The sequence below is a fragment of the Actinoallomurus spadix genome (genome assembly GCF_024055725.1).
GTDB lineage: Bacteria > Actinomycetota > Actinomycetes > Streptosporangiales > Streptosporangiaceae > Actinoallomurus > Actinoallomurus spadix.
The window spans coordinates 82,468-107,991 of record NZ_JAMXMX010000022.1 but is presented as its reverse complement, the minus strand read 5'-3'; the positions used below and the strand labels follow the sequence as shown (position 1 = coordinate 107,991).

Annotated in this window: 17 protein-coding genes and 1 pseudogene; 13 read left to right on the top strand and 5 right to left on the bottom strand. The window is 68.0% G+C overall.

What is annotated here, in order from left to right; genetic code table 11:
• The first annotated feature begins 23 nt into the window (after positions 1–23).
• Positions 24–4,016, top strand: coding sequence for an Eco57I restriction-modification methylase domain-containing protein (locus tag NE235_RS27895; RefSeq protein WP_252808234.1), 3,993 nt, complete (start codon positions 24–26; stop codon positions 4,014–4,016).
• 355 nt (positions 4,017–4,371) lie between these two features.
• Complete coding sequence (locus NE235_RS27890) at positions 4,372–6,099, top strand: ATP-dependent nuclease (protein WP_252808233.1); 1,728 nt, start codon at positions 4,372–4,374, stop codon at positions 6,097–6,099.
• 191 nt (positions 6,100–6,290) lie between these two features.
• Here NE235_RS27890 and NE235_RS38780 read toward each other — a convergent pair whose 3' ends face one another.
• From NE235_RS38780 to NE235_RS27880, 3 genes and pseudogenes are all read right to left on the bottom strand, one after another.
• A complete protein-coding gene (locus NE235_RS38780; RefSeq protein ID WP_406567648.1) occupies positions 6,291–6,419 on the bottom strand; it encodes a DUF397 domain-containing protein in 129 nt (42 codons plus the stop codon).
• 35 nt (positions 6,420–6,454) lie between these two features.
• Positions 6,455–7,192 (bottom strand): annotated as a pseudogene (locus NE235_RS27885) (helix-turn-helix domain-containing protein); the annotation flags it as partial.
• A 224-nt stretch (positions 7,193–7,416) separates the two neighbouring features.
• Positions 7,417–8,013, bottom strand: a complete 597-nt coding sequence (locus NE235_RS27880) for a helix-turn-helix domain-containing protein (protein ID WP_252808229.1) — start codon at positions 8,011–8,013, stop codon at positions 7,417–7,419.
• A gap of 66 nt (positions 8,014–8,079) precedes the next feature.
• Here NE235_RS27880 and NE235_RS27875 point away from each other — a divergent pair, with 66 nt between their 5' ends.
• Both NE235_RS27875 and NE235_RS27870 read left to right on the top strand, forming a co-directional pair.
• Positions 8,080–8,736: a class I SAM-dependent methyltransferase gene (locus tag NE235_RS27875; RefSeq protein ID WP_252808227.1), complete on the top strand. Its 657-nt coding sequence runs from the start codon at positions 8,080–8,082 to the stop codon at positions 8,734–8,736.
• 71 nt (positions 8,737–8,807) lie between these two features.
• On the top strand, positions 8,808–10,400 hold the full coding sequence (locus NE235_RS27870; RefSeq protein WP_252808225.1) for an MFS transporter: 1,593 nt from the start codon (positions 8,808–8,810) through the stop codon (positions 10,398–10,400).
• Here NE235_RS27870 and NE235_RS27865 read toward each other — a convergent pair.
• Both NE235_RS27865 and NE235_RS27860 read right to left on the bottom strand, forming a co-directional pair.
• Positions 10,384–10,602, bottom strand: a complete 219-nt coding sequence (locus tag NE235_RS27865; RefSeq protein ID WP_252808223.1) for a hypothetical protein — start codon at positions 10,600–10,602, stop codon at positions 10,384–10,386. The genes NE235_RS27870 and NE235_RS27865 overlap by 17 nt on opposite strands.
• A 16-nt stretch (positions 10,603–10,618) precedes the next feature.
• Complete coding sequence (locus tag NE235_RS27860; RefSeq protein ID WP_252808221.1) at positions 10,619–11,038, bottom strand: ATP-binding protein; 420 nt, start codon at positions 11,036–11,038, stop codon at positions 10,619–10,621.
• A 436-nt stretch (positions 11,039–11,474) separates the two neighbouring features.
• Between NE235_RS27860 and NE235_RS27855 the strand changes: the two genes are divergently transcribed.
• The 9 genes from NE235_RS27855 to NE235_RS27815 all read left to right on the top strand — a co-directional run bounded on the left by NE235_RS27855 (position 11,475) and on the right by NE235_RS27815 (position 25,430).
• A complete protein-coding gene (locus NE235_RS27855) occupies positions 11,475–12,161 on the top strand; it encodes an EcsC family protein (protein ID WP_252808219.1) in 687 nt (228 codons plus the stop codon).
• Between the two features lie 45 nt (positions 12,162–12,206).
• A complete protein-coding gene (locus NE235_RS27850; protein ID WP_252808217.1) occupies positions 12,207–12,929 on the top strand; it encodes an NADPH-dependent F420 reductase in 723 nt (240 codons plus the stop codon).
• A gap of 512 nt (positions 12,930–13,441) precedes the next feature.
• Positions 13,442–14,644: an AAA family ATPase gene (locus tag NE235_RS27845; protein WP_252808215.1), complete on the top strand. Its 1,203-nt coding sequence runs from the start codon at positions 13,442–13,444 to the stop codon at positions 14,642–14,644.
• Positions 14,645–14,691: 47 nt separating this feature from the next.
• Positions 14,692–15,321, top strand: coding sequence for a hypothetical protein (locus tag NE235_RS27840; protein WP_252808213.1), 630 nt, complete (start codon positions 14,692–14,694; stop codon positions 15,319–15,321).
• A 130-nt stretch (positions 15,322–15,451) separates the two neighbouring features.
• Positions 15,452–19,282: a DISARM system helicase DrmA gene (gene drmA / locus NE235_RS27835; protein WP_252808211.1), complete on the top strand. Its 3,831-nt coding sequence runs from the start codon at positions 15,452–15,454 to the stop codon at positions 19,280–19,282.
• On the top strand, positions 19,279–21,183 hold the full coding sequence (drmB, locus tag NE235_RS27830) for a DUF1998 domain-containing protein (RefSeq protein ID WP_252808210.1): 1,905 nt from the start codon (positions 19,279–19,281) through the stop codon (positions 21,181–21,183). Before drmA ends, drmB begins: the two co-directional genes overlap by 4 nt.
• An 11-nt stretch (positions 21,184–21,194) precedes the next feature.
• Positions 21,195–21,953, top strand: a complete 759-nt coding sequence (drmC, locus tag NE235_RS27825; RefSeq protein WP_252808208.1) for a DISARM system phospholipase D-like protein DrmC — start codon at positions 21,195–21,197, stop codon at positions 21,951–21,953.
• A gap of 24 nt (positions 21,954–21,977) precedes the next feature.
• Positions 21,978–23,843: an N-6 DNA methylase gene (locus tag NE235_RS27820; protein WP_252808206.1), complete on the top strand. Its 1,866-nt coding sequence runs from the start codon at positions 21,978–21,980 to the stop codon at positions 23,841–23,843.
• Between the two features lie 3 nt (positions 23,844–23,846).
• Entirely contained in the window at positions 23,847–25,430 is a 1,584-nt protein-coding gene (locus tag NE235_RS27815; protein ID WP_252808204.1) for a serine/threonine-protein kinase, read from the top strand.
• Positions 25,431–25,524: the final 94 nt, after the last annotated feature.

Below are 25,524 nucleotides of genomic sequence, written 5' to 3'. Positions count from 1 at the left end.
CCGGCCCGTTCCTGTCCCTGCCCGTGCTGCGCAGGGTCTGGCCGACGCTCGACACGCTCGACAAGGCCGCCCGCGAACGCCTCCGCCTCATGCACGGCACCGGCCCGGAGTGGATCGAGTACGTCCTGGCCGAGCTGCTCGGCTGGGGCGACGCCCTCGTCACCACCGGCCTGGACGCGCTCGCCCTGGAGGTCGCCGAGTACGACACGACGGTCACCCCGTCGTTCGCCCTGCTCGAGCCCGGCGCGGACCTCAAGCCCGGGAACGTACGCCTCCTTGGGCTGGTCACCTCCGGCCCGCCGACCCGGCGCGTCGCGGGGGAGGGGTGGTCCGCGAGCCCCGCCGGCCGGCTCGCCCAGCTGTGCCGCCACCACGACGTGCCGCTCGGCCTGGCCACCGACGGCCGCTGGTGGACCCTGGTCTGGGCGCCGCGCGGCGGCGTCACCACCACCGCGGTGTTCGACTCCGTCGACTGGGCCACCGCCGCCGAACGCGACGTCGTCCGCGCGTTCGTCTCCCTCCTGAACCGCACCCGCTTCTTCGGCGTCCCCGAGACCGAGACGCTGCCGAAGCTGCTGGAGGACAGCAAGGGCAACCAGGAGGACATCACCGAGGCCCTCGGCGTCCAGGTCCGCCAGGCCGTCGAGCTCCTCGTCGCCGCGATCGGCCGCGCCCACACCCACGACCTCGCCGCCGGCGGCCCCGGCATCGGCGACGTCTCCGCCCAGGAGGTCTACCGCGGCGCGGTCGCGGTGATGATGCGCGTCGTGTTCCTGCTGTTCGCCGAGGAACGCGGCCTGCTGCCCAGCGACAAGGAGCTGTACCGCACGTCGTACTCCGTCGGCCTGCTCTGCGCCGAGCTGGAGGCCCGCGCCGTCGAGGGCACCGAGGAGGACCTGGAGCACAGCACGGGCGCCTGGCACCGCCTGCTCGCGACGTTCAACGCCGTCTACTACGGCGTCGACCATCCCGACCTGACGATGCACGCCCACGACGGCTCGATCTTCGACCCGGACCGCTTCGCGTGGCTGCCGCTGAACATCGACGACCGCACCGTCCTGCACATGCTCCGCGCCGTGCAGTACGTCCAGATCGGCACCGGCCGCAACCGCGAACGCCGCAAGCTGTCCTTCCGCACCCTCGACGTCGAGGAGATCGGGTACGTCTACGAGGGCCTGCTGTCCTTCGAGGGCTTCCACGCCCAGGAGACCGTCGTCGGCCTCATCGGCAAGGAGGGGTACGAGGAGGAGGTGCCGCTGCGGGAGCTCGAAGAGCACGCCGAGGCCGCCGGCTCCACCGAGGCCCTCGCCGCCCGCCTCGCCGCCGCGTACAAGGACTCCAAGATCGGATCGGCCGCCGCCCTCACCAAGCGCCTCGCCCCGCCGGCCGGCGTCGACGAGCAGGAGGCCGAACGCAAGCTCCTCGCCGTCACCGGCGGCGACTACCCGCTGACCCGGCGGCTGCTGCCGTTCTACGGCATCATCCGCACGGACCTGCGGGACCTGCCCGTCGTCATCCTCACCGACGCGCTGTACGTCACCGAGTCCTCGCTCCGCAAGAACACCGGCACCCACTACACGCCGCGCTTCCTCGCCGAACAGGTCGTCGAAGGCGCCCTCGAACCTCTCGTGTACGAGCCGGGGCCGCTGCAGACCGCGAACAAGGACGAGTGGAAGCCCAAGTCGTCGCAGGAGATTCTGTCGCTGAAGGTCGCCGACATCGCGATGGGTTCGGCGGCGTTCCTCGTCGCCGCCTGCCGCTACCTCGCCGGCCACCTCGTGGAGGCCTGGTCCCGCGAGGGCGACGAAGAGGCCCTCGCCTACACGTCCAAGCGCACCGACGCCGCCCTGGACGCTGAGGACGACCCGCTCATCATCAAGGCGCGCCGGCAGATCATCGAGCACTGCCTGTACGGCGTCGACATCAACCCGATGGCCGTCGAGATGGCCAAGCTCTCGCTGTGGCTGGTGTCCATGGACCCGCAGCGCCCGTTCACGTTCCTCGACGACCGCCTCATCGCCGGCGACTCCCTGCTCGGCATCACGTCCTTGGAGCAGCTCGAAGTCCTCCACATGGACCCCGTGCGCGGCCGGGAGCTGCACAAGGGCGACGACAAGCTCTTCGACCTCACCGCCGGCCTCCGCGAGCTGGTCGCCGAACTGGCCGAAGACCGCCGCCGCCTAACGGAGATCGACGGCACAACGTTGGAAGGCCTTGCCAAGAAGCGCAAAGTCCTCGCCGAGGTCGAAAGAAAGTCCGAATCGACTCGTGTCATCGCCGACCTCTGTGTCGGCACCGCCCTTGCTTACATACGCAAAGGTGGCAACGCCCTCGATAACGCATCAGGCCAAGCTCTGAGGGCCGCCGCGAAGCTTCTCAGCGACCGCAGGAGCATGCAGGGCGGTGGCGGAAGTAGATGGATTGCAGAATTGGCGGCTTGGGATCAGGCTCGAATGTTGCTGCAGACGGATCTCCCCGCAGGTGGCTTCGAACGTGATCCGTTCCACTGGCCGTTGCTCTTTCCGGAGGTCTTCGATTACCGTAACCCGCGCGGTCCTGGCTTCGACGCTGTTGTCGGCAATCCACCATTCCTTGGTGGGAAGAAGATCAGCGGCGCAACAGGAGCGGCATACCGGGAGTGGCTGGTCGAGGTCGTCGGAAGAGGTGAAAGAGGACACGCTGACTTGGTCGCCTACTTTGTCTTGCGGGCTCATGAGGTACTTGGCGCGAATGGCCAGGTCGGCTTGCTCGCAACGAATAGTCTTGCGCAGGGTGATACCCGCGAAGTTGGGCTGGATCAGCTCGTCGAAAGGGGAACCACTATACGGAGGTCTATCAAAAGTCGTCCCTGGCCTTCAAAGTCCGCAGTGTTGGAATACTGTGCTGTCTGGACAAGTGGGGCGCCTGTCGGTCCCGAGGCCGAGTTCATTGCAGATGGTGCGCAGGTTCCCGGAATAACGCCGTCCCTGGATCCTGTTTCCAGGGTAAGCGGGAACCCGGAGCGCCTTCTTGCAAATGCAAATATTTCCTTCATTGGGCAGTATGTTATGGGATCCGGATTCGTTCTGGATCCCGCAGTCGCAGCTGAATTGATCGCTAAAGATCCTCGCAACAAGGAGGTATTGGAACCCTATCTTAGTGGACAGGATTTGAATTCCCGTCCAGACTGCTCGGCTAGTCGTTACGTTATAAACTTCCGAGATTGGTCCCTTGAGAAATCGCAGAGCTACTCTTTGTGTTTTGAGCACGTCGTTCGCACTGTAAAGTCGGAGCGACTTCGTCAGAAGGATGAATTCGGGCGCCGCTATTGGTGGCAGTTCTTCCGGCAGCGGCCCGAAATGCGACAAGCCTCCGCTGACCTGGACCACGTGATCGCCCTCACTCGCGTAAGTAAGGTGGTCATGCCTGTAAGGATACGGAAAGATCAGGTAATCAGCGATTCAATTGTCGTATTCGCAACGGATGATATGGCGATGTTGGCGCTGCTCAGCAGCGCACCGCACTATTGGTGGGCAATCGGGCGGGCATCGACGCTAGAGACTAGGCTTCGTTATACGCCATCGGACGTCTTCGAAACAATGCCGCTGCCTGGGCTCACTCAGGAGATGCGAGAATTGGGAGAACGCCTCGATGTGATCCGGCAGGAGGTGGCGTTGTCCTGCAATAATGGGAGTGGCATTGGGTTGACGGATATGTATAACTCAGTAAACAATAAGGAGTGCCACGATGCGGGCATCGAACAACTGCGAAGTGTTCACAAAGCGATCGATGAGGCGGTCTGCTGGGCCTACGGCTGGGAAGACCTAATCCCGCAGTTGAATCACGGTATGCATCCTGTCGGCCGAGAAGTTCGCTTCACGGTCGGTCCGGCCGTGCAGCGCGAGATCGTTGATCGTCTGCTCGAACTGAACCACGAGCGCTACGCCGCCGAGGTCGCCGCCGGCCTCCACGATAAAAGGAATGCTCCGTCCTCAAGAGGTCGTCTAGCTTCAGCTGAACAAGACACCATTTTTTGAGGAAGCTCAGAATCAGGAAGCTAGCTCCACAAAGGAGGTCCGATGGGCAGGACGATCCACTGTTGAGGCAGTATCGCAGCCAGCTCGCGAGTTACCGTACGCTGTGCGTACGGGTAGCGCTATAGGAAGCATGTACATGAGTACTGCCGGTAGAGTGCCCGGCTTGCCGGGACGACTATCGCAGTGGTGATCGCTGCCCAAGAGGGCGTCCTCACCGAACAGGCCCGTGTGCCAACCGTGCCTTGGCGCTAAGGGTCAGGTGTGGTTGAGGTTCTGCTGTCTCGCTAACGGATCGCTCCGCGATTCTGTATCACCAGAGCGGGTTTTGTAATATTCTTAGGCTATGCTTCCAAAATTGAAGACGATCACGCTTCTGTCAGGCGACGTCATCGAAGTTTCCAGTGGCGTTACGGCGATCGTAGGGCCGAATAATGCAGGGAAGAGCCTATTCCTACGCGAAATCCAAGGCTATATCGGCTTTGTGCCAGGCCGCCAGCAGCCTACCTCGCTCATAGGAAGCATTGAGCTTGAGCCGCGGACATCAGTTGAAGAGGCGATCAACTGGCTGCACCAGCGGTATGAACGACTCCAGCCAGGACTCACCCGATTCGGGCAAATCTTCGAGCCTGCTTACCATATAGATGGCCAAATTGTGGCGGAGCCTCAACTCGGGGCCCTCCTACAGTCGCAAACTCTGGGTCAGCTGGTAGGGGCGTACGCGCTTCATCTCAACGCTGAAGGCCGCTTGGGTATGACGGCAGGCCAAACCAGTAGTTTTGATCTCCTCCACGATCGGCCGGTGGTTCCTGCTCAGCATCTCTACAAAGATCGAGATCTGGAACAGCGAATCAGTGAGCTAATGACCCGCGCATTTGGTGAATCGCTTACCGTAAACAGGTATGCAGGCTCGGTGATAACCCTGCATGTGGGCTCTGTGTCAGCGGAGGAGGCAATTCCGCCTTCGCATGAGTACCTTCAGCAGCTTAACGCTTTGCCCGAGTTGAAGGATCAAGGTGATGGGATACGGGCGTTCGTGGGGATACTACTTGCAATTGAGACCGCACATTTTCCGCTGCTAATCATAGATGAGCCAGAGGCGTTTTTGCATCCACCGCAGGCTTACCTGCTCGGAAAAATGTTGAGCGAAAAATGTGGTGATGAAGTTCAGATTATCGTGGCGACCCATAGTCAGGAAATCCTTCAGGGTCTGACCTCTGGAATGTCCAAGGGGCGTGACGTTTCAATTGTGCGCCTCGTGCGCGACGGCCCCGCCTCGAATCGCGCCTATCAGGTGGCATCGCAAACGATTCGCGACCTTTATGAAGATCCTTTGGTGAAGTATTACGGGATTCTTGGTGGCCTATTCTATCAAGGTACTGTCCTCTGTGAGGCGGATTCTGATTGTACGTACTACCGAGCGGTCCTTGACTCGCTAGAGCAGTTGCCGAACGGTATGTCAACGTCCGTTCTTAGTCTTCATTTCACGCACTGTGGAGGCAAGGATAGGCTTCCTAAAGCAGTGAAAGCGCTTCGTGCTGCAGAGGTCCCAGTGTGCTGTGTTGTCGATATTGACTTCTTGCAAGAGGATAAGGACTTCAATGCGCTGGTCGATTCATGTGGTGGGGACGTCGAAGCGCTTACACCGCGGCGCAACGATGTTCTAAGTGCGGTACGGAACCATGCCAGGAAGGTCCGTCGCGCCGTGGCGGAATCCGAAATCAACATGGTGCTGAAGGCTGGCAGCGCTAGCGAACTCAGTTCGAAAGAGCTTAGAGAAATATCGAAGTCTTTGCGGGTATCGAGCGGGTGGAGGGAGGCGAAGTTGTACGGTCGTAGCTTGTTCTCCGGCCAGGCTCTTATCTCTTTCGATATCCTCTGTGAAGAGCTCAGGAAGATCGGTATTTTTGTAGTCGAGGTCGGCGAGTTGGAGCGATTCCATCGAGATGTTTCCGCAGATAATAAGGCGGTCTGGTTGCGTACTGTCCTCGAAAGGAACCTTCCTCGATCGTCAGATGCTAAGGATTTCGTAGCTGCGATAGCTCTAAAGATACTGGCAGGCGCTGATGGTGCTCGTGCGCGATGACCTCGGTGTCGTCGATCGTGCGTCAGCAGGCCAGCGGCGGGACCGCCTGCAGAGACGCCTCGTTCTGAGGGCTGACTTAGTTGTAGGTGCCGCTCATCACTTGCCGTTGGCCCCTGATTCCCGTGGATTCACGACACGCGGAGCATCCTCGGATACCCCGCGTGTCGCCCGCGCAAGCGGTGTTGTGTTAGTCAGCAGCCGGTGTCGTTAGTTGTGATTCGTGCCAGCAGGCTGGCAGCCTCCTGTGAGGTCAGCGGCGCCACCTCGACGCACGCTTCGTCGTTGACCGCGCTGCTAACTGAGCTTTTGCGCCACTGCATCGCCACTCGGTGGTCTCCAATCGCCGTTCGATCAGGACGCGTGAGGCGTCGTCGGAGGCTGCCTTCTGTCCGATCAGATCGAAGTCCAGCCTGAACTGGTCGACCTCGCCGCACATCTCGATCAGCCGACCGCCTCTCGCCGCTCCAGCGTAGGCAATGTCCCGTCCTTCGACACTGATAAGGCGGAAAGGTCCATCTTTTCCGATATGTGCTCCTGCCGAGCGCGGGATGATGCGGACGGAGAGGTTCGGCCGCTTTATCAGTTCGAGCAGGTACCGGAGTTGTGCCTGCATGACCTCAGGCCCGCCGATGCAGTCGTCCAGGACGTCCTCGTCCAGCAGCGCCCAGACGTAGGGCGGATCCGGCCGCTCCAGGATGGAGCTCTGCCACTCCATCCTGGCCTTGAGGGTCTCGTCGATGTCCTTGACGTCACTGCTGGCCAGCAGCAGGGCGCGCGCGTAGTCCTCGGTCTGGAACGGGGCAGGGATGATCTGACCTTGGTAGATCCGGATCATCCCGGCGATGGCCTCGTACCCGATGACCGACTGGGCCCAGTCGGGGTTGTGGCCCCTCTGGGCGTACCAGAGGAGCAGTTCGAAGAGGCCGCCGGTCTGGAAGTGGCGGTCGATGATCTTGGCCTGCCTCTCGTCGATCTTTCGGCGGCCGGCTTCGACGTTGGAGACCGTCGAGGGGGCGGCGGTGGCGATCTTGCCCCACTGGGTCAGTGAGAGGCCGTTCTTCTCGCGCTCCCATCGGAGCAGGTAGGCCAGCATGTGCCAGAGAGACGTCCTCGGGTTGAGCGGTGCGCGTACGGCGGTCATTGACTCTCCCGTTGAATCCAGCGTGAATGGCTATTACGGAGAGTAGATCCTTCGAACACTCAGCGCAGCAGAATCCCGAAAACTCGCCCAGACGGGCACTCCGGCCCCATACGGCGAGCGCTCTAGACCGCTCTAGACGGTCACCCGGACCACTCGCCGGCCGTCCCGGCGGCTTCTCACTCGGCCGTGCCGCGTTTCGGGGCCGCGCGGACGTGTGCGCGTTCGCCCTGTTTCCCGATGAGGCTCAGGAACTCGACCGGGCCGGCGCTGGTGGCCCCGAACCAGTGCGGGATGCGCGTGTCGAACTCCGCTGCCTCCCCGGGCTTGAGGCGCATGTCGTGCTCCCCGAGGACGAGCCGGAGCGTTCCGTTGAGGACGTACGCCCAGTCGTAGCCCTCGTGGGTGCGCAGCTCGGGCTCGGCGTCGTCGCGTCCGGCCGGGAGGACGAACTTGTACGCCTGGATCCCGCCGGGCCTTCGGGTCAGCGGCAGGACGACCAGGCCGTCGCCGCAGGCGATGGGGCGCAGGTTGATGCGGGGATCGCCGGTCGGCGGCGCGTCGACGAGTTCGTCCAGCGTGACCCCGTACGCGCGGGCGAGCGGCAGTAGTTGCTCGAGTGTGGGGCGTCGCAGGCCGGCCTCCAGCCGGGACAGGGTGCTGGTGGAGATGCCGGTCTCCGCCGCGAGGTCGGCGAGCGTGACGTCCCGCTGCAGCCGGAGGCGCTTCAGCCTCGGTCCGACGGCGTCGAGAGTGCGCTCGAAGGCTTCGTCCATCCCTCCATTTTGCCATTCGGCAACAAGGTTTGCCGCTTCGTCTCACTCGTCGGCACGATGACCAGCGTGAACGAGGAGGAACCACCTGTGACGTACGACTTCGACAAGGACTTCTGGGAGCGGCACTGGAAGGAGGGACGCGTCGAGGGACCGCGGGCCGTGGGCGGCAACCCGCCGAACCCGTACCTCGCGCGTGAGACCGCCGGCCTGACACCGGGCACGGCACTGGACGCGGGCTGTGGCGGCGGCGCCGAGGCGATCTGGCTCGCCTCGCACGGCTGGCACGTCACCGCGGCCGACATCGCGTCCGAGGCCCTCGCCCGCGCGGCCGAACGCGCGGCGGCGAGCGCGGCCCCGGAGCGCCTGCGGTGGGTCGAGGCGGATCTGAGCGTCTGGCGCCCGGACGCGCCGTACGACCTGGTCACGACCCACTACGCCCACCCCGCGATGCCGCAGCTTGAGTTCTACGAGCGCATCGCCGGGTGGGTGGCGCCCGGCGGCATGCTGCTCATCGTCGGGCACCGGCACGCCCCGGGCTCCACCGGCCACGGGCACCATCCGCCCGCCGAGGCGTCGGTCACCGCGGCGGCCGTCACCGCGCGCCTGGACGGCGAGACGTGGGAGATCGTCACCGCCGAGGAGCCCTCCCGCACGGTCACCGGCCCCGAGGGCCGCCCGGTCGACCTGCACGACGTCGTCGTACGCGCCACCCGGCGCCGCTGACCCCACGATCCGACGGTGCCGGGGTCCGTTGCTCCGGCGCCGCCACCCCCTGCCCGCATGAGAGGAACGCCATGAGTACGAGTCCGTCCACGGACGCGAGAGCCCCCGGCACGATCATCGAGGACCCGCGACGACGGCGTACGGTCCTGGTCACGGTCTGTATCGCGCTGATGGCGGTCATCGCCTCGGTGACCGGGCTGAGCGTCGCACAGCCGGAGCTCACCACCGCGTTCGACGCCTCCCAGTCCGAGGTTCTGTGGTTCATCAACATCTACGCCATCAGTCTGGGCGCGCTGCTCCTGCCGCTCGGCGCGCTGGGCGACCGATGGGGCCGCAGGCCGGTGCTGCTCGCGGGCCTGGTCGTCTTCGGTACGGCGAGTGCGGCGGCCGGCCTCGCCACGTCGTCCGGGGTCATGCTCGCCGCGCGATTCCTGAGCGGCGTGGGCGCGGCGATGATCATGCCGGTCACCCTCGCCGTCATCACCTCCACCTTCCCGGACGAGGAGCGCTCCAAGGCGATCGGCGTGTGGACCGGCGTCGCCGGCGGGGGAGGCATCCTCGGGATGTACCTGTCGGCCGTCCTGGTCGACCTGGCCAGCTGGCGGTGGCTGTTCGTCCTGCCGGTCGTGCTCGTCGCCGTCGCGATCGTCATGACCCTGCGCTCCGTCCCGAACTCCCGCGAGGCGTCGAAGCACGGGTTCGACACGGTCGGGTCGCTGGCGTCCGTCGTCGCGGTCGTGGGGCTCGTCTCCTTCCTCCACGAAGGTCCCGAACGCGGCTGGACCGAGCCCGTGACGCTGCTGAGCCTCCTCGTCGGCGTGATCGCCGCCGCCGGGTTCGTGGCGTGGGAACTGCGCCGGGCGGCACCGCTCCTCGACGTCCGGCTGTTCCGCGAGCGCGGACTCGCGAGCGGGTCCGTGGCGCTCCTGACGGTCTTCGGCGTGCAGGCGGGGATCTTCGTGGTCCTGTTCCCGTACTTCCAGGCGGTGCTCGGCTGGTCCGGCTTGCGCTCCACCCTGGCGCTGATGCCGATGGCGGTGCTGATGATGGCCGCCTCCGGGCTCGCCCCGCAGGTGGCGGCGCGCGCCGGCAGCCGTACGACCATGGCCGCCGGGATCCTCCTGAGCGGCGCGGGGCTGGTCCTCATGGCGGCCTTCGTCTCCGCCGACGGCGGCTACCTGTCGATCCTGCCGGGCATGCTCGCCATGGGACTCGGCATGGGCCTGACGATGACGCCCTCCACCGAGGCCATCACCAGCGCCCTGCCACGTGAACGGCAAGGCGTCGCGTCCGCGCTCAACGACGTCACCCGGGAATTCGGCACCGCGCTCGGCGTCGCGCTGCTCGGCGCGGTCCTGACCGCCGGGTACCGCGGCGCCATCGACCCCCGGCTGCACGGAGTGCCGGACGACACCGCCGCCACCGCCCGCGAAGGCGTCGTCAAGGCCCTCGCGGTCGCCGGCCAGGCCGGTCCCCAGGCGCGGGCGCTGACCCGGGCCGCCAGGGAGTCCTTCGTCGACGGCTGGCAGCAGGCCATGTGGGCCGGTGCGGCGGTCATGGCGGTGCTTCTCGTCTACGTTCTCCTGCGCGGTCCGCGGCACCGGCCTCAGGAGGCCGGTGACGACGGCCGTACGGCGGACGACGCGCTCACCGGCGCGCGCTGACGGGCCGGAAGCCCCTTCGCTCGACGAACGCGGCGAACTCCTGCGGTCCCGCCTCGTCGAACCACTCCAGCGCGGCGTCGAGGAAGGCGAGCTGGTCGGTGTCGGTGGCCGCGACGTACACCGGCTCGCCGGCGCGCCGCCACAGCGGCACGCCGTCGATCGTGCCCGCGCTGATCCACCCGGGCAGTGCCGGAACGGTCATCGTGATCTCTCCTCGTCTACGGTCCGACACGCGCCCAGACGACCTTCCCGCGGGCCGTCGCCGACCGGTACCAGCCGAGTCGCTGGCCGGACAGCTCCCACGCCAGCGCGAGGCCACGGCCGGACTCGCCGTACTCGGTCGGCGGCAGGACCCGGGGGAGGTTGTCGGGGTCGGGGTCCCAGACGGCCAGCTCCAGCAGGTCGGGCCGGGCCGCGTTGGAGACCCACACGTGGATCTCCCTGCCCTCGTACAGGCGCACGGCGTTGGTGGTCAGCTCGGTGAGGACGAGCTGCCCGGCGAATCTGGCGTCCTCGGACAGGCCCCAGGTGTCAACGGCTTGATCAACCAGATTGCGGACGAGATAGACGTTCTCCGCGTACGCGGAAATCTTCAGATCGAACCTGCGGGGGATCTCGTACAGCCGGGTGATGTCCATGCTCGTCACGTCCTTCGGTCTGGCCTGCCGAAAGACTGATCCCGCGCGTAGGCGGCCGCCATAATCCCGGAGCCTTTGCAAAGGCCAAACCCCTTGGACAGGTCTCGCCTACATCGTCGGAGAGGGTGTCGCGGACCGGCGTGACCTGCGGCGCTGATCAACTCGTGGCGGTATGTCGCCAGACGGAGAATGGCTGGTCGAAGGTGCTGAACGGCGGGGGTTTACAACAGGCGGAGCCGAGCGTGATGGGCAGGACATCCCTGCACTCATGAAGGCCATGCGGGAGGAGAGACCGGGGCTGCCGGTCGGGGCAGGGGCGTACGGCGCTAACTCAGGGCCTGAACCGGTAGCGGTGCTAATGAATGATCTGTCACCCTTTGCGCGCGTGAACGCTGACGAGTTGAACGTGGACGCAGGCGAAGCTGAGGAGTCGGACGTGGACGCCGACGACACGACGACGGCGGTGGCCAAGCAACTGTCGCCGCTCGACAAACTCGGGTCGGCCTTGACGAGACAGCTGATGAAGGTCGTCGACGATGGCGTCGGCCCGGTCACAGGATCGCGCGACTACGCCGAGGCCAGGCTGGCCCAGTTCGGTGATCCGGAGAAGGCGATCAAGCGGATCATCGCCGAGACGACGGCACAGTCAGCGGTGGCCGGGTTCGTGACCGGTGTAGGTGGCCTCATCACGTTGCCCGTGACCCTGCCTGCGAACATCACCGGCCAGGCGATCCTGAACGCCCGGATGGTCGGCGCGATCGCGCACCTCCGTGGCTGGGACCTGGAGGATGAGATCGTCCGCAACAGCGTCCTGATCACCATTGCGGGCGGCACGCCCAACGCCGTGCTCGCCGAGTTCGGCGTGGCGGTCGCGCGGAAGAGCGCCGAGGCCGCGATCAAGAAGCTGCCGGTCACCATCATCCGCGAGATCAACAAGCGCGTCGGATTCATGCTGGTCGCGAAGTACGGGACGAAACGATCGGTCGTCACACTGTCGAAGCTCGTGCCGGGTGTCGGCGGCGTCATCGGGGGCGCGGTCGACGCAACGTTCACGCGGATCGTCGGGCGTCTGGCGAGGAAATCGTTCCCCGCGCTGGCGCCGACGGTCGATGTGGCGGAATGACGTAGGGACCGGAATCGGCGCGGGCCCCTCGGTGTTCGGTCGGGCATGGCTACTTTGGGGATCATCGGCAGTGGGTCGATCGGTGGCACCGTCGCGCGCCTGGCCGTGAACGGCGGTCTCGACGTCGTGCTCAGCAACTCTCGTGGCCCGGAGACGCTGGCCGACCTGGTCGCGGACCTCGGCCCGCGGGCCAGGGCGGCGACCCCGGCGGAGGCCGCGGCGGCGGGGGACTGGGTGCTCGTGTCCGTGCCCGTCAAGGCGTACGAGTCCCTGCCGCGCGAGGCATTCGCCGGCAAGACGGTCATCGACACCGGCAACTACTACCCGCAGCGCGACGGCACGATCGAGGCCCTGGAGAACGGCTCGACGACGAACACCGAGCTGTTCCAGAACTACCTCGGTGAGTCGGCGCAGGTCGTCAAGGCGTTCAACAACATCTACTTCAAGCACCTCGCCCTGCTGAACCGGCCGACCGGCGCCCAGGACCGTACCGCCCTCCCCATCGCCGGGGACGACGCGGCGGCGAAGCGGTACGCGACCGAGCTTCTGGACCTTCTCGGGTACGACGCCGTCGACGCGGGACCGCTCGCGCAGGGCAGGCTGTTCGGGCCGGGGACGCCCGCCTATGGCCTTCCGTACGCCGAGCGGGCCGGCGAATCGTCCGGATACCCGGCGGCCGGGCCCGCGTCGGCCGATTTCGCCTCCCGCCCGGCGCGTCCCGCTCCGGCCGCCGAGATACGAGCGCTGCTGGAGAAAGCGCAGAGCTGACGCCTACCGCGCGTCGGCCGGTTCAACGAGCTGGGTCACCGGTGTCTGTCCTCGCCGTCGCGGTTGACGCGTCAAATCGGACTCTTCGGGCGTTTAGGCGGCCACGATGGCGACAAGGTGGCGGCGACGGCAACCAGTGCACGACGGCGGCGAAGCGTCGACAAGCACGAGATTCCGGATGAAGGGCCGTCACTCCGGTACGGCCATCTCCCAGGGCGGACCAGTCGTCCTGGGGGACCTTGGTGCGAAAGCGCTGAGCGTCACCGGTCGCACGCCTCGTCGCGTGACTACGGGTCGGCGCGGGAGTCTCCGTTCATCGGTTACGGCGCCTGATGCTGTGTACCACTCAGCGTCACATTTCTCTTAACGGGAGGCATCGGCTGATTCCGCGCGGTGTACGTACACCAAGTGCTCCAGGAACGATAACGTTCCTGGTTCCTGTAATACGGTGCTGCTGACGCTGATCTTCAAGCGGAAGGTTGGAACTGTGGAGGTGGCTCAAGGGTGAGGCGATGGACAAGCGACTGATCGAGTTGCATGTGGAGAACTTCCGGAGCTTGCGTAACGTCACCTTGCCGTTGAGACCGCTGAACGTTCTCGTCGGACCGAACGGAGCGGGTAAGACCAACGTCTTGGAGGTGTTCCGTTTCCTCGCGGACGTCATCCGCACCGACCTGGTGCCCGCTCTCGATTTGCGAGGGGGGTTCGAGCAGGTGGTCTTCTGGGGTGGGAGGAGGCCGGCCGCCTCGATGGAGATCAGCCTGAAGGCCACGTGGACCACTCATAGCAGCCGCGGCGCTCCGGACGAATATGACCTACGGATCGAACGACGCGCGTTGAAGTCAGGTGAGACGTCTCTCTCTCGTAGAGAATCGTTCCAGTTCAAGCGCACAAGAGGACGTGGACGAAGGATTACGGTCTCCGGCCAGAAGGTCAACGTCATCGGCATCGGTAAGGACGACGGCGAGTCTCCCGAGCGTTCCATCGGGATTCGGCGGCTGAGCAGTGGTCTGTCGACCCTTCCGCGTTTGTCCGACGAGGAGGGAGTCGCCGAGGTCGCGACCATCGCGGATAGGTTGCAGTCATTCCGGGTCTTCGATGTCGACGTGACGGCCGCACGGCGACCGGCCAAGCTGGCTGCGCTCCCGACGCTTGACGAACAGGCCGGCAACCTTGCGGTGTTCCTCCTAGAACTGAGAAGGAACGATGTGCAGGCCTGGCTGCGACTGCAACAAGACGCGATTGAGGTGCTCCCGCAGCTGGAGGGCATCGACTTCGCCGCCCTGTCCGGCTCCGACCATGAGGTCATCGTTACTCTCCAGGAGAGAGGACTGCGGCAGCCCACGCCGCTTGCCGACGCCTCGTACGGGACGATCAGGCTCCTCGGCCTACTCGCGCTCCTCTACGATCCGCGGCCGCCGGCCTTGACCTGTGTCGAAGAGATCGATCACGGCTTGCATCCCCAGGCACTGGCGCTGCTCATCGAAAGGCTCCGCGAGGCGAGTGAGCGGACGCAGTTCCTCATCGCTACGCATTCACCGGCGTTCGCGGATCGGCTCAAACCCGAGGAGCTGATCGTGTGCGAGCGACGCGACGATGGATCGTCGGCGATCCCAGCAGTGTCCACCGATGAGGTCAATCGGATCGTCGAGGCGAGCGAAGGGCTCCCTCTCGGTGATCTCTGGTTCTCCGGTGCGCTGGGCGGCGACCTGTGAGTCCACGAGGCGGCACTCGGCTCAGGGCGCGCAAGAAGCCGGTCGTCGTGCTGGCAGGGGAGGACCGCAATGACAGAAGAAGCCTTCGTGTCCTCCTTGAGGCGGCCTGCCCTGACATGCGGGGCCGGATCGTTGAGATCAACGATCCGATGCCACTGCGGCAGGCATCGGGTGCCAACCTGAGCGACCGGGTCGGCAGGCTGGCGAGGCTGGCGCGCGCTCGGGCGGCACGGGAGAACGCCGACCTCGCCTGCGTCTTCGTCCACGAAGATCTGGACGCGGCCGATGGCGACGAGTACCTGCAGACCCGAAAGCGAGTTCAGAAGGCCTTAGAAGCGGAGCTCGGTACTGCTCACTACGTACTGGCCGTCGCGGAGATCGAGGCCTGGCTGCTGCTCTTCCCGGAGGCGTTGGCCGGTCTGGTGTCCTCTTGGTCGGTGCCGAAGAAGTACCTGCACCGAGATACCGGCAAACTGTCCGACCCGAAGCGCATCCTGATGCGGGAGGTCGGATCGGGCTCTCGCCGCTACCGAGAGTCGGACGCACCCGACGTGCTGGTTAAGGCCGTTGAGCTGGGATGTCACACCACCCCGGTCGGGACCAACCGGTCCTGGGTGCAACTTCACGCGGACGCCGTCGACTGCTGCCGAGAGCACCTCAAGGGAAATCGCGGATAGAAGTAGCCTTGTGTATTCAGTGCACGGGTGAATCTCTGGTGCATAGAGATCATGTGTACTACGGTGCCTAGTGATGGATCGCTCTAGGGCGGTCCCCCCGCCAGTGCCTTCCCCCGAGCCCGAGGATGCCATGGAGCAGAACGAGCTGTTCGACAGCGGGTTGCCGAAGCAGCAGCGCCTCGACCTGAGCGGCGAGGATCCCGCGCCCGCCGAGCCGCTCGACCTGCCGCAGCGGTTCGAGGAGGCGAGCTCCTTCGAGGTCCGCGACGAACTGCAGGCGCTGATCGAACGGGACCTGCTCGGGCCGTGGAACGGGCCGCTGGAGCGGTTCTCGCCCAAGGCGATGGGACCGCGCGAACGCTACCTCGTCGGCATGCTCGGGCCTAAACACGAGGCCGTCTCGACACGGGACCAGGCCGACGAGGTTCCCGACACCGAGACCGGCGTGGCCGGGGACGGGTCGGAGGCCGAGCTGCCGGAGGTCACCAGCCCGCAGGCACTCGGGCGCATCTGGGCGTCCTCGATGGGGCTGTCGTTCTGCGTGCCCGCCGACGTCGATGTGCTGAGCGTCACGGCCGAGTGGGGCCGGTACGCCGAGACCGAGGAGGAGACCGAGGAGGGCAAGAAGGTCCGGGCGTGGTCCCGCGAGCCCGTCGCGTACGAGAGAGAGGTGCGCCTCGACGCCGAGCCGTCGTACCGGATTCCGCTGACGGCCCAGCGCGAGGACGCCCCCGGCGTGCTGCTCGCGGTCACCGTACGGTCCCGTGACGAGCGGCAGGTCGTGGAGATCTCACTGATCAACGGGCAGCGGGAGCTCACCGGCCGCGCCGGCGACACCGCCTGGCTGTTCCAGCCGCGGCTCACGGTGACCGCGCTGGACGGCGCGGCCCCGGTCTTCCTGCCGATCGACGACCCCGCCGACGACCTGGACACCGTCGGCGACGACGCCGAGGAGCTGCACCTGCGGCTGCTCTACCGCAACCAGCGCCGGTACGCGGCGGGCCGTAACGTCGCCGTCTACGCGGACGCCGGCGACGGCGAGCGCGTCGCGCGCCGGCTGACGACGACGTGGCTGCCGACGTACGACGTGCCCGCGACGATCGCGCCGAACGGTCCGGGGACACCGCTGGAGCACGTCGAGCTGTCCATGGACGCCCTCGCCACGGCGGGCCCGGACGCGCTGGAGGCGGGTCTGCGACCGCTGATCGACGGCTACACCGCCTGGCTCGACGCGCGGGAGGCCGAGATCCCCAGCCTGCCCGAGCCGCTGCGTCCGGCGGCGACGCGAGCGGTGTACGACGCGCGGCAGGCGGCGCGGCGGATCGAAGCCGGGGTGACGCTGCTGACCGACCCCGCCGACCCGTACCACGGCGACGCGCTGACGGCCTTCCACTTCGCCAACGAGACCATGGCGCGGCAGCGGCGCCACACCGCGCTCGCCAAACTGCGCGACGACGAGGGGCTCACCTATGAGCAGGCCCGGACGAGGATCGAGGCGCGGGGCGCGTCGGCGGCGAGCTGGCGGCCGTTCCAGCTCGCGTTCATCCTGCTGAACCTGCCCTCCCTCACCGACCCCGGCCACCCCGAGCGCGCCGCCGACCACACCGCCCTGGTCGACCTGCTGTTCTTCCCGACCGGCGGCGGCAAGACCGAGGCGTACCTCGGGCTCACCGCCTACACCTTCGCGATCCGGCGGCTCCAGGGGATCCTCGGCGCGGGGGAGGACGCCCGCAGCGGTGAGGCGGGCGTCGCCGTCCTCATGCGGTACACCCTGCGGCTGCTCACCGCGCAGCAGTTCCAGCGCGCCGCGGCGCTCATCTGCGCGGCCGAGGTGCTGCGCCGCGACGACCCCGCCACCTGGGGTGACGAACCCTTCCGCATCGGCCTTTGGGTCGGCGCCGGCGTGTCGCCGAACTGGTTCGACGAAGGAAAGGACCAGGTCATCGACGCGCGCGACGCCGGGCAGGGCAACCGCGCGAACGTCCTGCAGACCTTGTCCTGCCCCTGGTGCGGCGAGGAGCTGCGCGCCGAACGCGACCTCGACATCGACGAGCCACGGCGCCGCATCCTGCTGTACTGCCCGCGCGGCGAGGGCATCGACGCCTGCCCGTTCTCGCGCCGGATGTCGCCGCGGGAGGGGCTGCCCATCCTCACGGTCGACGAGGAGATTTACCGGTACGCCCCGAGTCTCGTCATCGCGACCGTGGACAAGCTCGCCCAGCTCCCTTGGAAGGGATACGCCGGCATGCTCTTCGGCCGCGTGAGCCGGCGCTGCCCGCGGCACGGCTACCGGCACGACGACATGGACGACAAGACCGGCTGCGCGAGCAGGCACCAGGCGAAGGACGGCCTGCCCGCCGTCACCACCCAGCCGGTCGTACGGCTCCGGCCGCCGGACCTGATCATCCAGGACGAGCTGCACCTGATCTCCGGCGCGCTCGGCACGACGGTCGGCCTGTTCGAGTCGGCCGTCGCGGAGCTGACGTCCTGGCCGTACGGCCCGGGGCGCACCGGCCCGAAGATCGTCGCGTCCACGGCGACGACCAAGCGCGCGCGTCAACAGGTGCTCGGGGTCTTCGGACGCGACCTGGCGATCTTCCCGCCGCAGGTCAGCGACGTCGCCGACACGTTCTTCTCCCGGCAGGTGACCGTCACCCCGGAAACCCCGGGCCGCCGGTACCTCGGCGTCTGCGCACACGGCGTCCGCCTCAAGTCCGCGGAGATCCGGCTGGCGGAGATCCTGCTGCTGGCCGGCCAGACGCTCTTCGACCGGTACGGCGCGGCCGCCGACCCGTACATGACGATGGTCGGCTATTTCAACGCCACCCGCGAGCTGGCGGGCATGCGCCGTTATCTCGACGACGACGTCACCACCCGCGTCCGCCGGCACGGCCGCGCCAAGGGCCTGTCGGACCGGATCGTCACCCGCTCCGGCATGCTGACCGTTCAGGAGCTGACGTCCCGGATCTCCTCTGGCGACATCAGCGACGTCCTCAAGCGCCTGGAGCACGGCTTCGACCCCGAGCTGGACACCGCGCGGCGGCGCTACGCCTGCCAGGCCGAGCTGGCGCGGGTGAGCCGGGACCGGCGGACCGCCCGCTCCAACGAGAAGGTGCGGCCACCGCATCCGGTCGCGCAGCGGTACGGCGACCGGCGGCGCGACGAACTGGAACCCGTGGACGCAGTGCTCGCCACCTCGATGCTGCAGGTGGGCGTCGACGTCTCACGGTTCGGGCTGATGGTGCTGGTCGGCCAGCCGAAGAACACCGCGGAGTACATCCAGGCGTCCTCGCGCGTCGGCCGCGACGCCGAGCGGCCCGGCCTGGTCGTCACCCTCTACAACTGGTCCCGTCCGCGCGACCTCGCGCACTACGAGGACTTCGCGTACTACCACGCCACCTTCTACCGGCAGGTCGAGGCGCTGTCGGTCACCCCGTACACCCGCCGGGCGATCGACCGGGGAGCCGCCGCCACGTTCGTCGCGGCGGTCCGGCAGATCGCCGAGGACGCCTCGCACAACCACGACGCGTACGACGTCGACCTGGACGGCCCGCTCGTCACCGAGCTGACCGAGCGGCTCCTGGACCGGGCCGAGGCCGTCGCCGCCGAACGCGGCCGGGACCACCTCGCCGACTCCATCAAGGTGATCAAGGACACCTGGGCGCGGGAGCGCGACGCCGGCAGCGTACGGCTCGGCTACCAGGACGGCACCTGGAACAAGCAGCAACTGCGCGGGCTGCTGCAACCCGCGGGCAACGGGCGCTGGCAGACGATGACCGCCGGGATGTCGATGCGCGAGACCGAGAACGAGATCAACCTCCTGTTCCCCGGCGGAGACGCCATTTTCACCCCGACCTACGGCGAGCCCGCCTGGAGTTTCGAATCATCCGGTGAGGACGGCGACCTGCCCGACGGCGACGAGCTCGGCGACTCCGAACTGACCGGAAAGAATGGCCGATGAGCGAGACGACCCCCTTCAAGCGCCGGGTCGGCAGCGTCCGCCCCAGCCACCTGATGTTCACCAGCGGCGTCGGCGCGCTCGTCGACCTGCCGAAGTTCTCCGTGCTGATCAAAGGCCTGGACGACTGGAACGACTCCGGGTCGCAGCAGGCCCCGATCGTCGAACCCCGTCTGCTGAAGGCCGTGCAAAAGGTCCTCGGCAAGGGCGTCGTCGAACTCAAACCGGCGCCGTGGCACGAGGGCCTGGACCGCGACCCGAACGGCCCCGCCTCCCGAGTCGGCGTCCCGGTCGTGCCGTTCCCGAGCTGGCTGAGGTGCACGGCCTGCAACGAACTCGGCGCGCTCGACTCCGGGATCTTCGGCTTCGAGAATTCCAAGCCGCGCAAGCCACACGAGGCACACTTCTTCCACGCGAAGTGCAAGAAGAAGAAACCGCTGGCGGTCGCCGCCCGGTTCATCCTCAGCTGCACCGCCGGGCACCTGGACGAGTTCCCGTACGCGCACTTCGTGCACCGCGGAGGGGAGTGCCCCAACGCCACCCACCCCCGGCTGCAGATGGAGGACCGTGGCGGGAACATCAGCGCGAACGTCGAAATCCGCTGCGTCAACTGCCGCGAACGCCGGAACATCCGCGACGCGATGGGCAAGCGCGGCGAGGAGAACCTCCCGCGCTGCCGCGGCCGGCACCCGCACCTGGCGACGTTCGACCCGCAGGGCTGCAAGGAACCACCGAAGGTCCTGGTCGTCGGCGCGTCGAACCAGTGGTTCGCCGAGACACTGCCGGCGCTCGCCGTGCCCCAGTCGGGGGCGAGCGCCCTGGACGCCAAGGTCGAGCAGTACTGGGGGGCACTCGAACAGCTGCCCCCGGCGCTGTACCCGAGCATGCGCGCCAGCGGCCTGCCCGCGCTGCGCGACATGTCCCAGTGGAGCGACGAGGAGATCGCCGAGGCGGTCGAACGCCACCGGGCCAAGGTCTCCGGTGCGACGGAGTCCCAGGACGCCGGTGACAGGTACCCGGACCTGCGCACGGCCGAGTGGGAGGTGTTCGCCGCCGACCGGCTCCCGGAGCCCAACCTGGACTTCGCTCTCTACCGGGACGTCGACGGAGTGCCGGAGGCGCTGAAAGGCGTCTACGCCGACGTCATCCAGGCCGAACGCCTCCGCGAGGTCCGCGCCCTGATCGGCTTCACCCGGCTGGACGCCCCGGACCCCGAGGACCCCGGTCTGGTGACGCGGGTCCGTCTCGCCCGGTCCCGGCCGAGCTGGGTCCCGGCCAGCGAGGTCCGCGGCGAGGGCATCTTCCTTCGCCTGCCCGAGGACCTGCTGCAGGACTGGGAGAAACGCGTCGCCGACTCGGCCGCCCTCCGCGCGCACAAGGACGCCTACGCCCGGCACCGGAAGAATCGCTACTCCGACCGCATCAAGAACGCCGCCGACTTCGACGCGATGGCGCTGTGGCCGGGGGCGCGCTTCATCGCGCTGCACACGCTCTCGCATCTGCTGATCCGGACGATCGCGCTGGAGTGCGGCTACAACTCCGCGAGCCTGTCCGAGCGGATCTACTCCGGAACCGAGGACGACCCGCACCGCGCCGGCATCCTCATCTACACGGCGGTCCCGGACGCCGAGGGAACGCTCGGCGGCCTCGTCTCCCTCGCCGAGCCCGACCGGCTCGTCCGCATCACCCGCCGGGCCCTCGCCGACGCGCGGCACTGCTCCTCCGACCCGCTGTGCGCCGAACGCCTCCCGCAGAACCCGGCCGACTTCCTGCACGGCGCGGCGTGCCACGTCTGCCTGTTCGTGTCGGAGACGACCTGCGAGCGGGGCAACAAGTTCCTCGACCGCCGGTTCGTCGTGCCGATCGACGACACCGACCTGGCGCTGTTCCCCGAATCGCCGTGACGGGGGTGGCCATGACCTGGCGCCCGGCGCTGCAGGCGGCCGCCGCCGCGGCCGTCGACGCCGTCGGCCCCGTGCACCTGCGCGCCCTCGCCGACCGCCTCGCCGAGGGCCGGCCGCGCGCGGCGATCACCGAGGCCGTCCCCGTTCCCGGCTTCTCCGACGCGGCGGCGGCCGTCCTGGCCGCCCAGGAGATCGACGGCGTACGCGACGCGGAGACGGCCGCCTACCTGTACGGCGTCGCGGACGGTCACGCCCGCCACGCGGCGGCCGTCACCATCGAGTCCGTGTGGAGCGGCCCGCGCGTCCACGGCATCCCGGTACGCTCGACCGCCCAGGTCCTGGTACACCTGGTGCAGAGGGCGACCGCCGAACTGCTACTGATGACCTACTCCGCCAAGCCGTACGAGCCGCTGCGCCAGGCCCTGGCCGCCGCGATCCGGCGCGGCGTCGAGGTCACCGCGATCGTGGAGACCCTGCAGGGCGCGGGCAGCGCCATGTCCGGGGATGAGCCCGCCGCGGCGTTCCACGGGCTCGGCGTTCACCTGTGGCACTGGCCCGCCGGCCGCCGAACCGAGCGAGGTGCCAAGATGCATGCCAAGATCGCCGTAGCCGACCGGCGGGAGCTGTTGGTGTCCAGCGCCAACCTGACCCAGTCGGGCGTCGACCACAACATCGAGGCGGGCCTGGTGATCCGAGGCGGCTCGGCGCCCCGGCGCGCCGCCGAGCACATCGCGGCACTGCGCTCCGCGGGCATGCTGGAACGGCTGTAGAACCCAGAGATAGGACGAACATCGATGCGTGAGCCGATCACGGTCACGGCGGCCGACATCGCGCGGCTGACCGGATACGGCCGCGCGGCCGTCAGCAACTGGCGGCGCCGCCACGATGACTTCCCGCAGCCGGTCGGCGGGACGGCCAACAGCCCGCTGTTCGCCTTGGCCGAGGTCGAGAAATGGCTGGCCGCCCAGGGGAAGGCCATGGAGGTCTCGCCCGAGGAGCATCTCTGGCAGCTGATCCGGACCGTCGCCGACGACCTTCAGCTCGCGGCGGTCATCGCCGACCTGGGGACCGGCCTGACCGGCGAGGCCCGCGCCCACGACAAGGCGCTCGCGGCCCTGCGTGAGGAGACCGCGGCGGTGGCGGAGCGCCTCGGACCCGCGGACACCTTCGAGTTCCTGGTCGACCGCTACGTCGAAGCGCACTCCCGCCGGGTGCTGAACACCCCGGCCGAGACGGCCGCGCTCATGGCCGAGCTCGCGGAAATCGACGGCGGATCGGTCCTCGACCCCGCCTGCGGCATCGGGACGCTCCTCCTGGCCGCCCTGGAGCACCGGCCCGCCCGGATCCTCGCCCAGGACCGGGACGAGGCCACCGCGGTGATCACAAGGATCCGGCTGGCGATGCGGGGAACCCCCGCAGCCCTCGCCGTCGGGGACGCCCTGCGGGCGAACGGCTTCCCCGGGGAACGGGTCGACGTCGTCCTCTGCGACCCGCCGTTCGGCGACCGCGCGTGGGGATACGACGAGCTGACCAGCGACCCGCGCTGGACCTACGGCCTGCCGCCACGGGGAGAGTCCGAGCTGGCCTGGGTCGAGCACGCGCTCTGGCAGCTCAACCCCGGCGGGCGCGCGGTCGTCCTCATGCCGTCGGCCGCCGCGGACCGCCGGTCCGGCCGCCGGATCCGTGCGCAGCTCCTGCGCGCCGGGGTCCTGCGCGCCGTCATCGAGCTCCCGGCCGGATTCGCCTCGGCGTCGGCGGCGCCCCCGCACCTGTGGCTGTTGCGACGTCCCGCCCCGGACGATCCACTGCCCGGTCACATCCTCAAGATGAACGCCGCCTCCCTGGACCCCCGCGAGGTCCGCCCGGCGGTCGTGACCCGCTGGCGGGCGTTCCTGGAACGACCGGACGACCCCCAGATGTCCGAGCTCAGCCAGGCGGTGCCCGTCGTCGACCTGCTCGACGACGTGGTCGATCTCACCTCGACCCGGCACCTGACACCTCCCGCCGCGGGCGAGGCCGATTACGCGAACGCCAGGGAACGCCTTCAAGCGTCCCTCACGGCGGCGAACGACGCCGCCTCCGCGCTGATCCCCCTCCTGACCGAGCCGGAAGAGGTGCCCATGACGACCGTCAGCGAGCTCATCCAGAGCGGCGCCGTCTCGGTCCGGCAGTCACCCGTCAAGATGGCGACCGACGCCGGCGACCTGCCGATGCTGACGGTCAAGGACGTGCTCGTCGACCGTCCGCCGTCGGGCCGTACGACGGACGGCCCCGGCGTGGTGATCCTGCGCCGCGGAGACGTCGTCGTGCCGCCGGCCACCGGGCGGATCGAGGTCGCGGTCGTCCAGGCGGACGGCGCCGCGGCCGGCCCGCACCTCCAGGTGTTCCGGACCGACCCCGAACGCTGCGACCCGTACTTCCTCGCCTGCTTCCTCCGCGCCGCCGGCCTTTCCCGCGCCGGCACGACCGCGTCCCGTACCGACGCCCGGCGGGTCCCCATTCCCCGGCTCCCGCTCGAACGGCAGCGACCGTACGGCGCGGCGTTCCAGCGGTTGCAGGCACTCTCCGCGGCGCTGCGGAACCTGGGCGACGTGGGAGAGTCCCTCATCACGCTCGGGTTCGAGGGGCTCGCCGCCGGAGCGATGAAACCGGGGAGCTGAACGTTGGCCATCGTCATCGCCGATCGCTATACCCTCGACCCCGTCCACATCGGCAAGGGCGGGATGGGGGAGGTCTGGGGCGCCACGGATCGCCGGCTGCGCCGCCGCGTCGCCGTGAAGTTCATCCGCTTCCCCGACGACGAGCCCGACCCGGATCTCGTCCGCAGGTTCGTCCGCGAGTCCCAGCTCACCGCACGGATGGACCACCCCGGTGTGCCGGTAATCCATGACGCCGCCCAGGTCGGCGACGGGCCCTTCCAAGGGCGGCTGTACCTCGTGATGCAGCTGATCGACGGCATCAGCGTGGACGACCTGGTGGCCGAACACGATCCACTGCCGATCGGCTGGGCCGCCGCGATCGCCGCGCAGACCTGCGCCGTCCTGGCCTACGCCCACGGCCGCAAGCTGATCCACCGCGATCTCAAGCCCAGCAACCTCATGCTCGCCCGGGACGGCGGCGTAAAGGTCCTGGACTTCGGCCTCGCCGTCGCGCTCGACGCGAGCGAACGGTCGCGGATCACCCGGACGAACCAGACCGTGGGGACGCTCGCCTACATGGCCCCGGAACAGTTCCGCGGCGAGGTCGAGGCCCGCAGCGACCTGTACGCGCTCGGCTGCGTGCTCTACCGCATGCTGACCGGGGAACTGCCGTTCGACGGCCCGACCGAGGCGTCCGTGATGCACGGCCAGCTGTACGAGAAGCCGGCCCCGATCCGCGACCTGCGCCCGGACGTGCCCGCGGGGCTCGAAGCCGTCGCCTTAAGACTGCTCGCCAAGCAGCCGCAGGACCGGCCGGCCTCGGCGGCGGAAGCCTACCGGCTGCTCGAACCCTACGTCACCGCACTGCCCGAGCTGCCGGGGGCGATCGACCAGGGTCCCACCCCCTGGCACATGTACGCCCAGGTCGTCGGCCGGATCCCGGCCGTGCCGCCGGACGTCCCACGCGATGACGCGCCGCCCGCCTCCCGCACCGGCGCGGACGGCGCCGGAGGACACGACGGGATCGGCGCCGGAGCGCGGGAGGAGATCAGCGCCGGCGACCTCGTGCGCGCCCGGCGGCAGGCCGAACGCCTCGCCCGCGAATCCCGGTACGGCGAGGCCGCCGGAATGCTCACCCGCGTCGCCGAGGAGGCCGGAACCCACCTCGGCGACGGACACTCGGACGTCATCGGGGTCCGGATCGACCTCGCGAACATTCTGCTGACCGGCGGGAACTACGCCAGGGCGGCGGCCGCCTTCCATCGCCTCGCCGAGGACCTGGCGCGCCGCGACGGCCCCGACACCGACCTGGTCTTCGAATTCCGGCGGCAAGAGGCCACCTGCCACGCCGCGCTCGGCGAGAGCGACCTCGCCCTGGACCGGCTCCGGGGACTGCTCACCGACCAGATGCGCGTGCGCGGCAGGGACGACGACCGGGTCACGGCCCTGCGCGAGCAGATCGGTCTGCTCCTGCACGGGATCGGCCGAAACGATGAAGCCGTGAAGGTGCTCGGGGAACTGGCCGCGGACCTCGAGCGCCGGCACGGTCCGGCCGCGCCCGCCGTACGCGAACTCCACGCGACGATCCGCCGCATCACGCGGGACTGAGGAGCGGAGACAACGGAGGGCGCCGGAGGTACGACGTCGCCTCACTGACACGTGTGCGGCGCGTTCCTCGAGGGGAACCACACCGCCTTGGCCG

Excerpts from the sequence above, each read along its gene's own strand:
- drmA (WP_252808211.1), top strand. The coding sequence starts at position 15,452 with ATGGAGCAGAACGAGCTGTTCGACAGCGGGTTGCCGAAGCAGCAGCGC.
- NE235_RS27860 (WP_252808221.1), bottom strand. The coding sequence starts at position 11,038 with ATGGACATCACCCGGCTGTACGAGATCCCCCGCAGGTTCGATCTGAAG.
- NE235_RS27880 (WP_252808229.1), bottom strand. The coding sequence starts at position 8,013 with ATGGACGAAGCCTTCGAGCGCACTCTCGACGCCGTCGGACCGAGGCTG.
- NE235_RS27850 (WP_252808217.1), top strand. The coding sequence starts at position 12,207 with ATGGCTACTTTGGGGATCATCGGCAGTGGGTCGATCGGTGGCACCGTC.
- NE235_RS27865 (WP_252808223.1), bottom strand. The coding sequence starts at position 10,602 with ATGACCGTTCCGGCACTGCCCGGGTGGATCAGCGCGGGCACGATCGAC.
- NE235_RS27870 (WP_252808225.1), top strand. The coding sequence starts at position 8,808 with ATGAGTACGAGTCCGTCCACGGACGCGAGAGCCCCCGGCACGATCATC.
- NE235_RS27820 (WP_252808206.1), top strand. The coding sequence starts at position 21,978 with ATGCGTGAGCCGATCACGGTCACGGCGGCCGACATCGCGCGGCTGACC.
- NE235_RS38780 (WP_406567648.1), bottom strand. The coding sequence starts at position 6,419 with ATGCAGTGGCGCAAAAGCTCAGTTAGCAGCGCGGTCAACGACGAAGCG.
- NE235_RS27845 (WP_252808215.1), top strand. The coding sequence starts at position 13,442 with ATGGACAAGCGACTGATCGAGTTGCATGTGGAGAACTTCCGGAGCTTG.
- drmC (WP_252808208.1), top strand. The coding sequence starts at position 21,195 with ATGACCTGGCGCCCGGCGCTGCAGGCGGCCGCCGCCGCGGCCGTCGAC.
- drmB (WP_252808210.1), top strand. The coding sequence starts at position 19,279 with ATGAGCGAGACGACCCCCTTCAAGCGCCGGGTCGGCAGCGTCCGCCCC.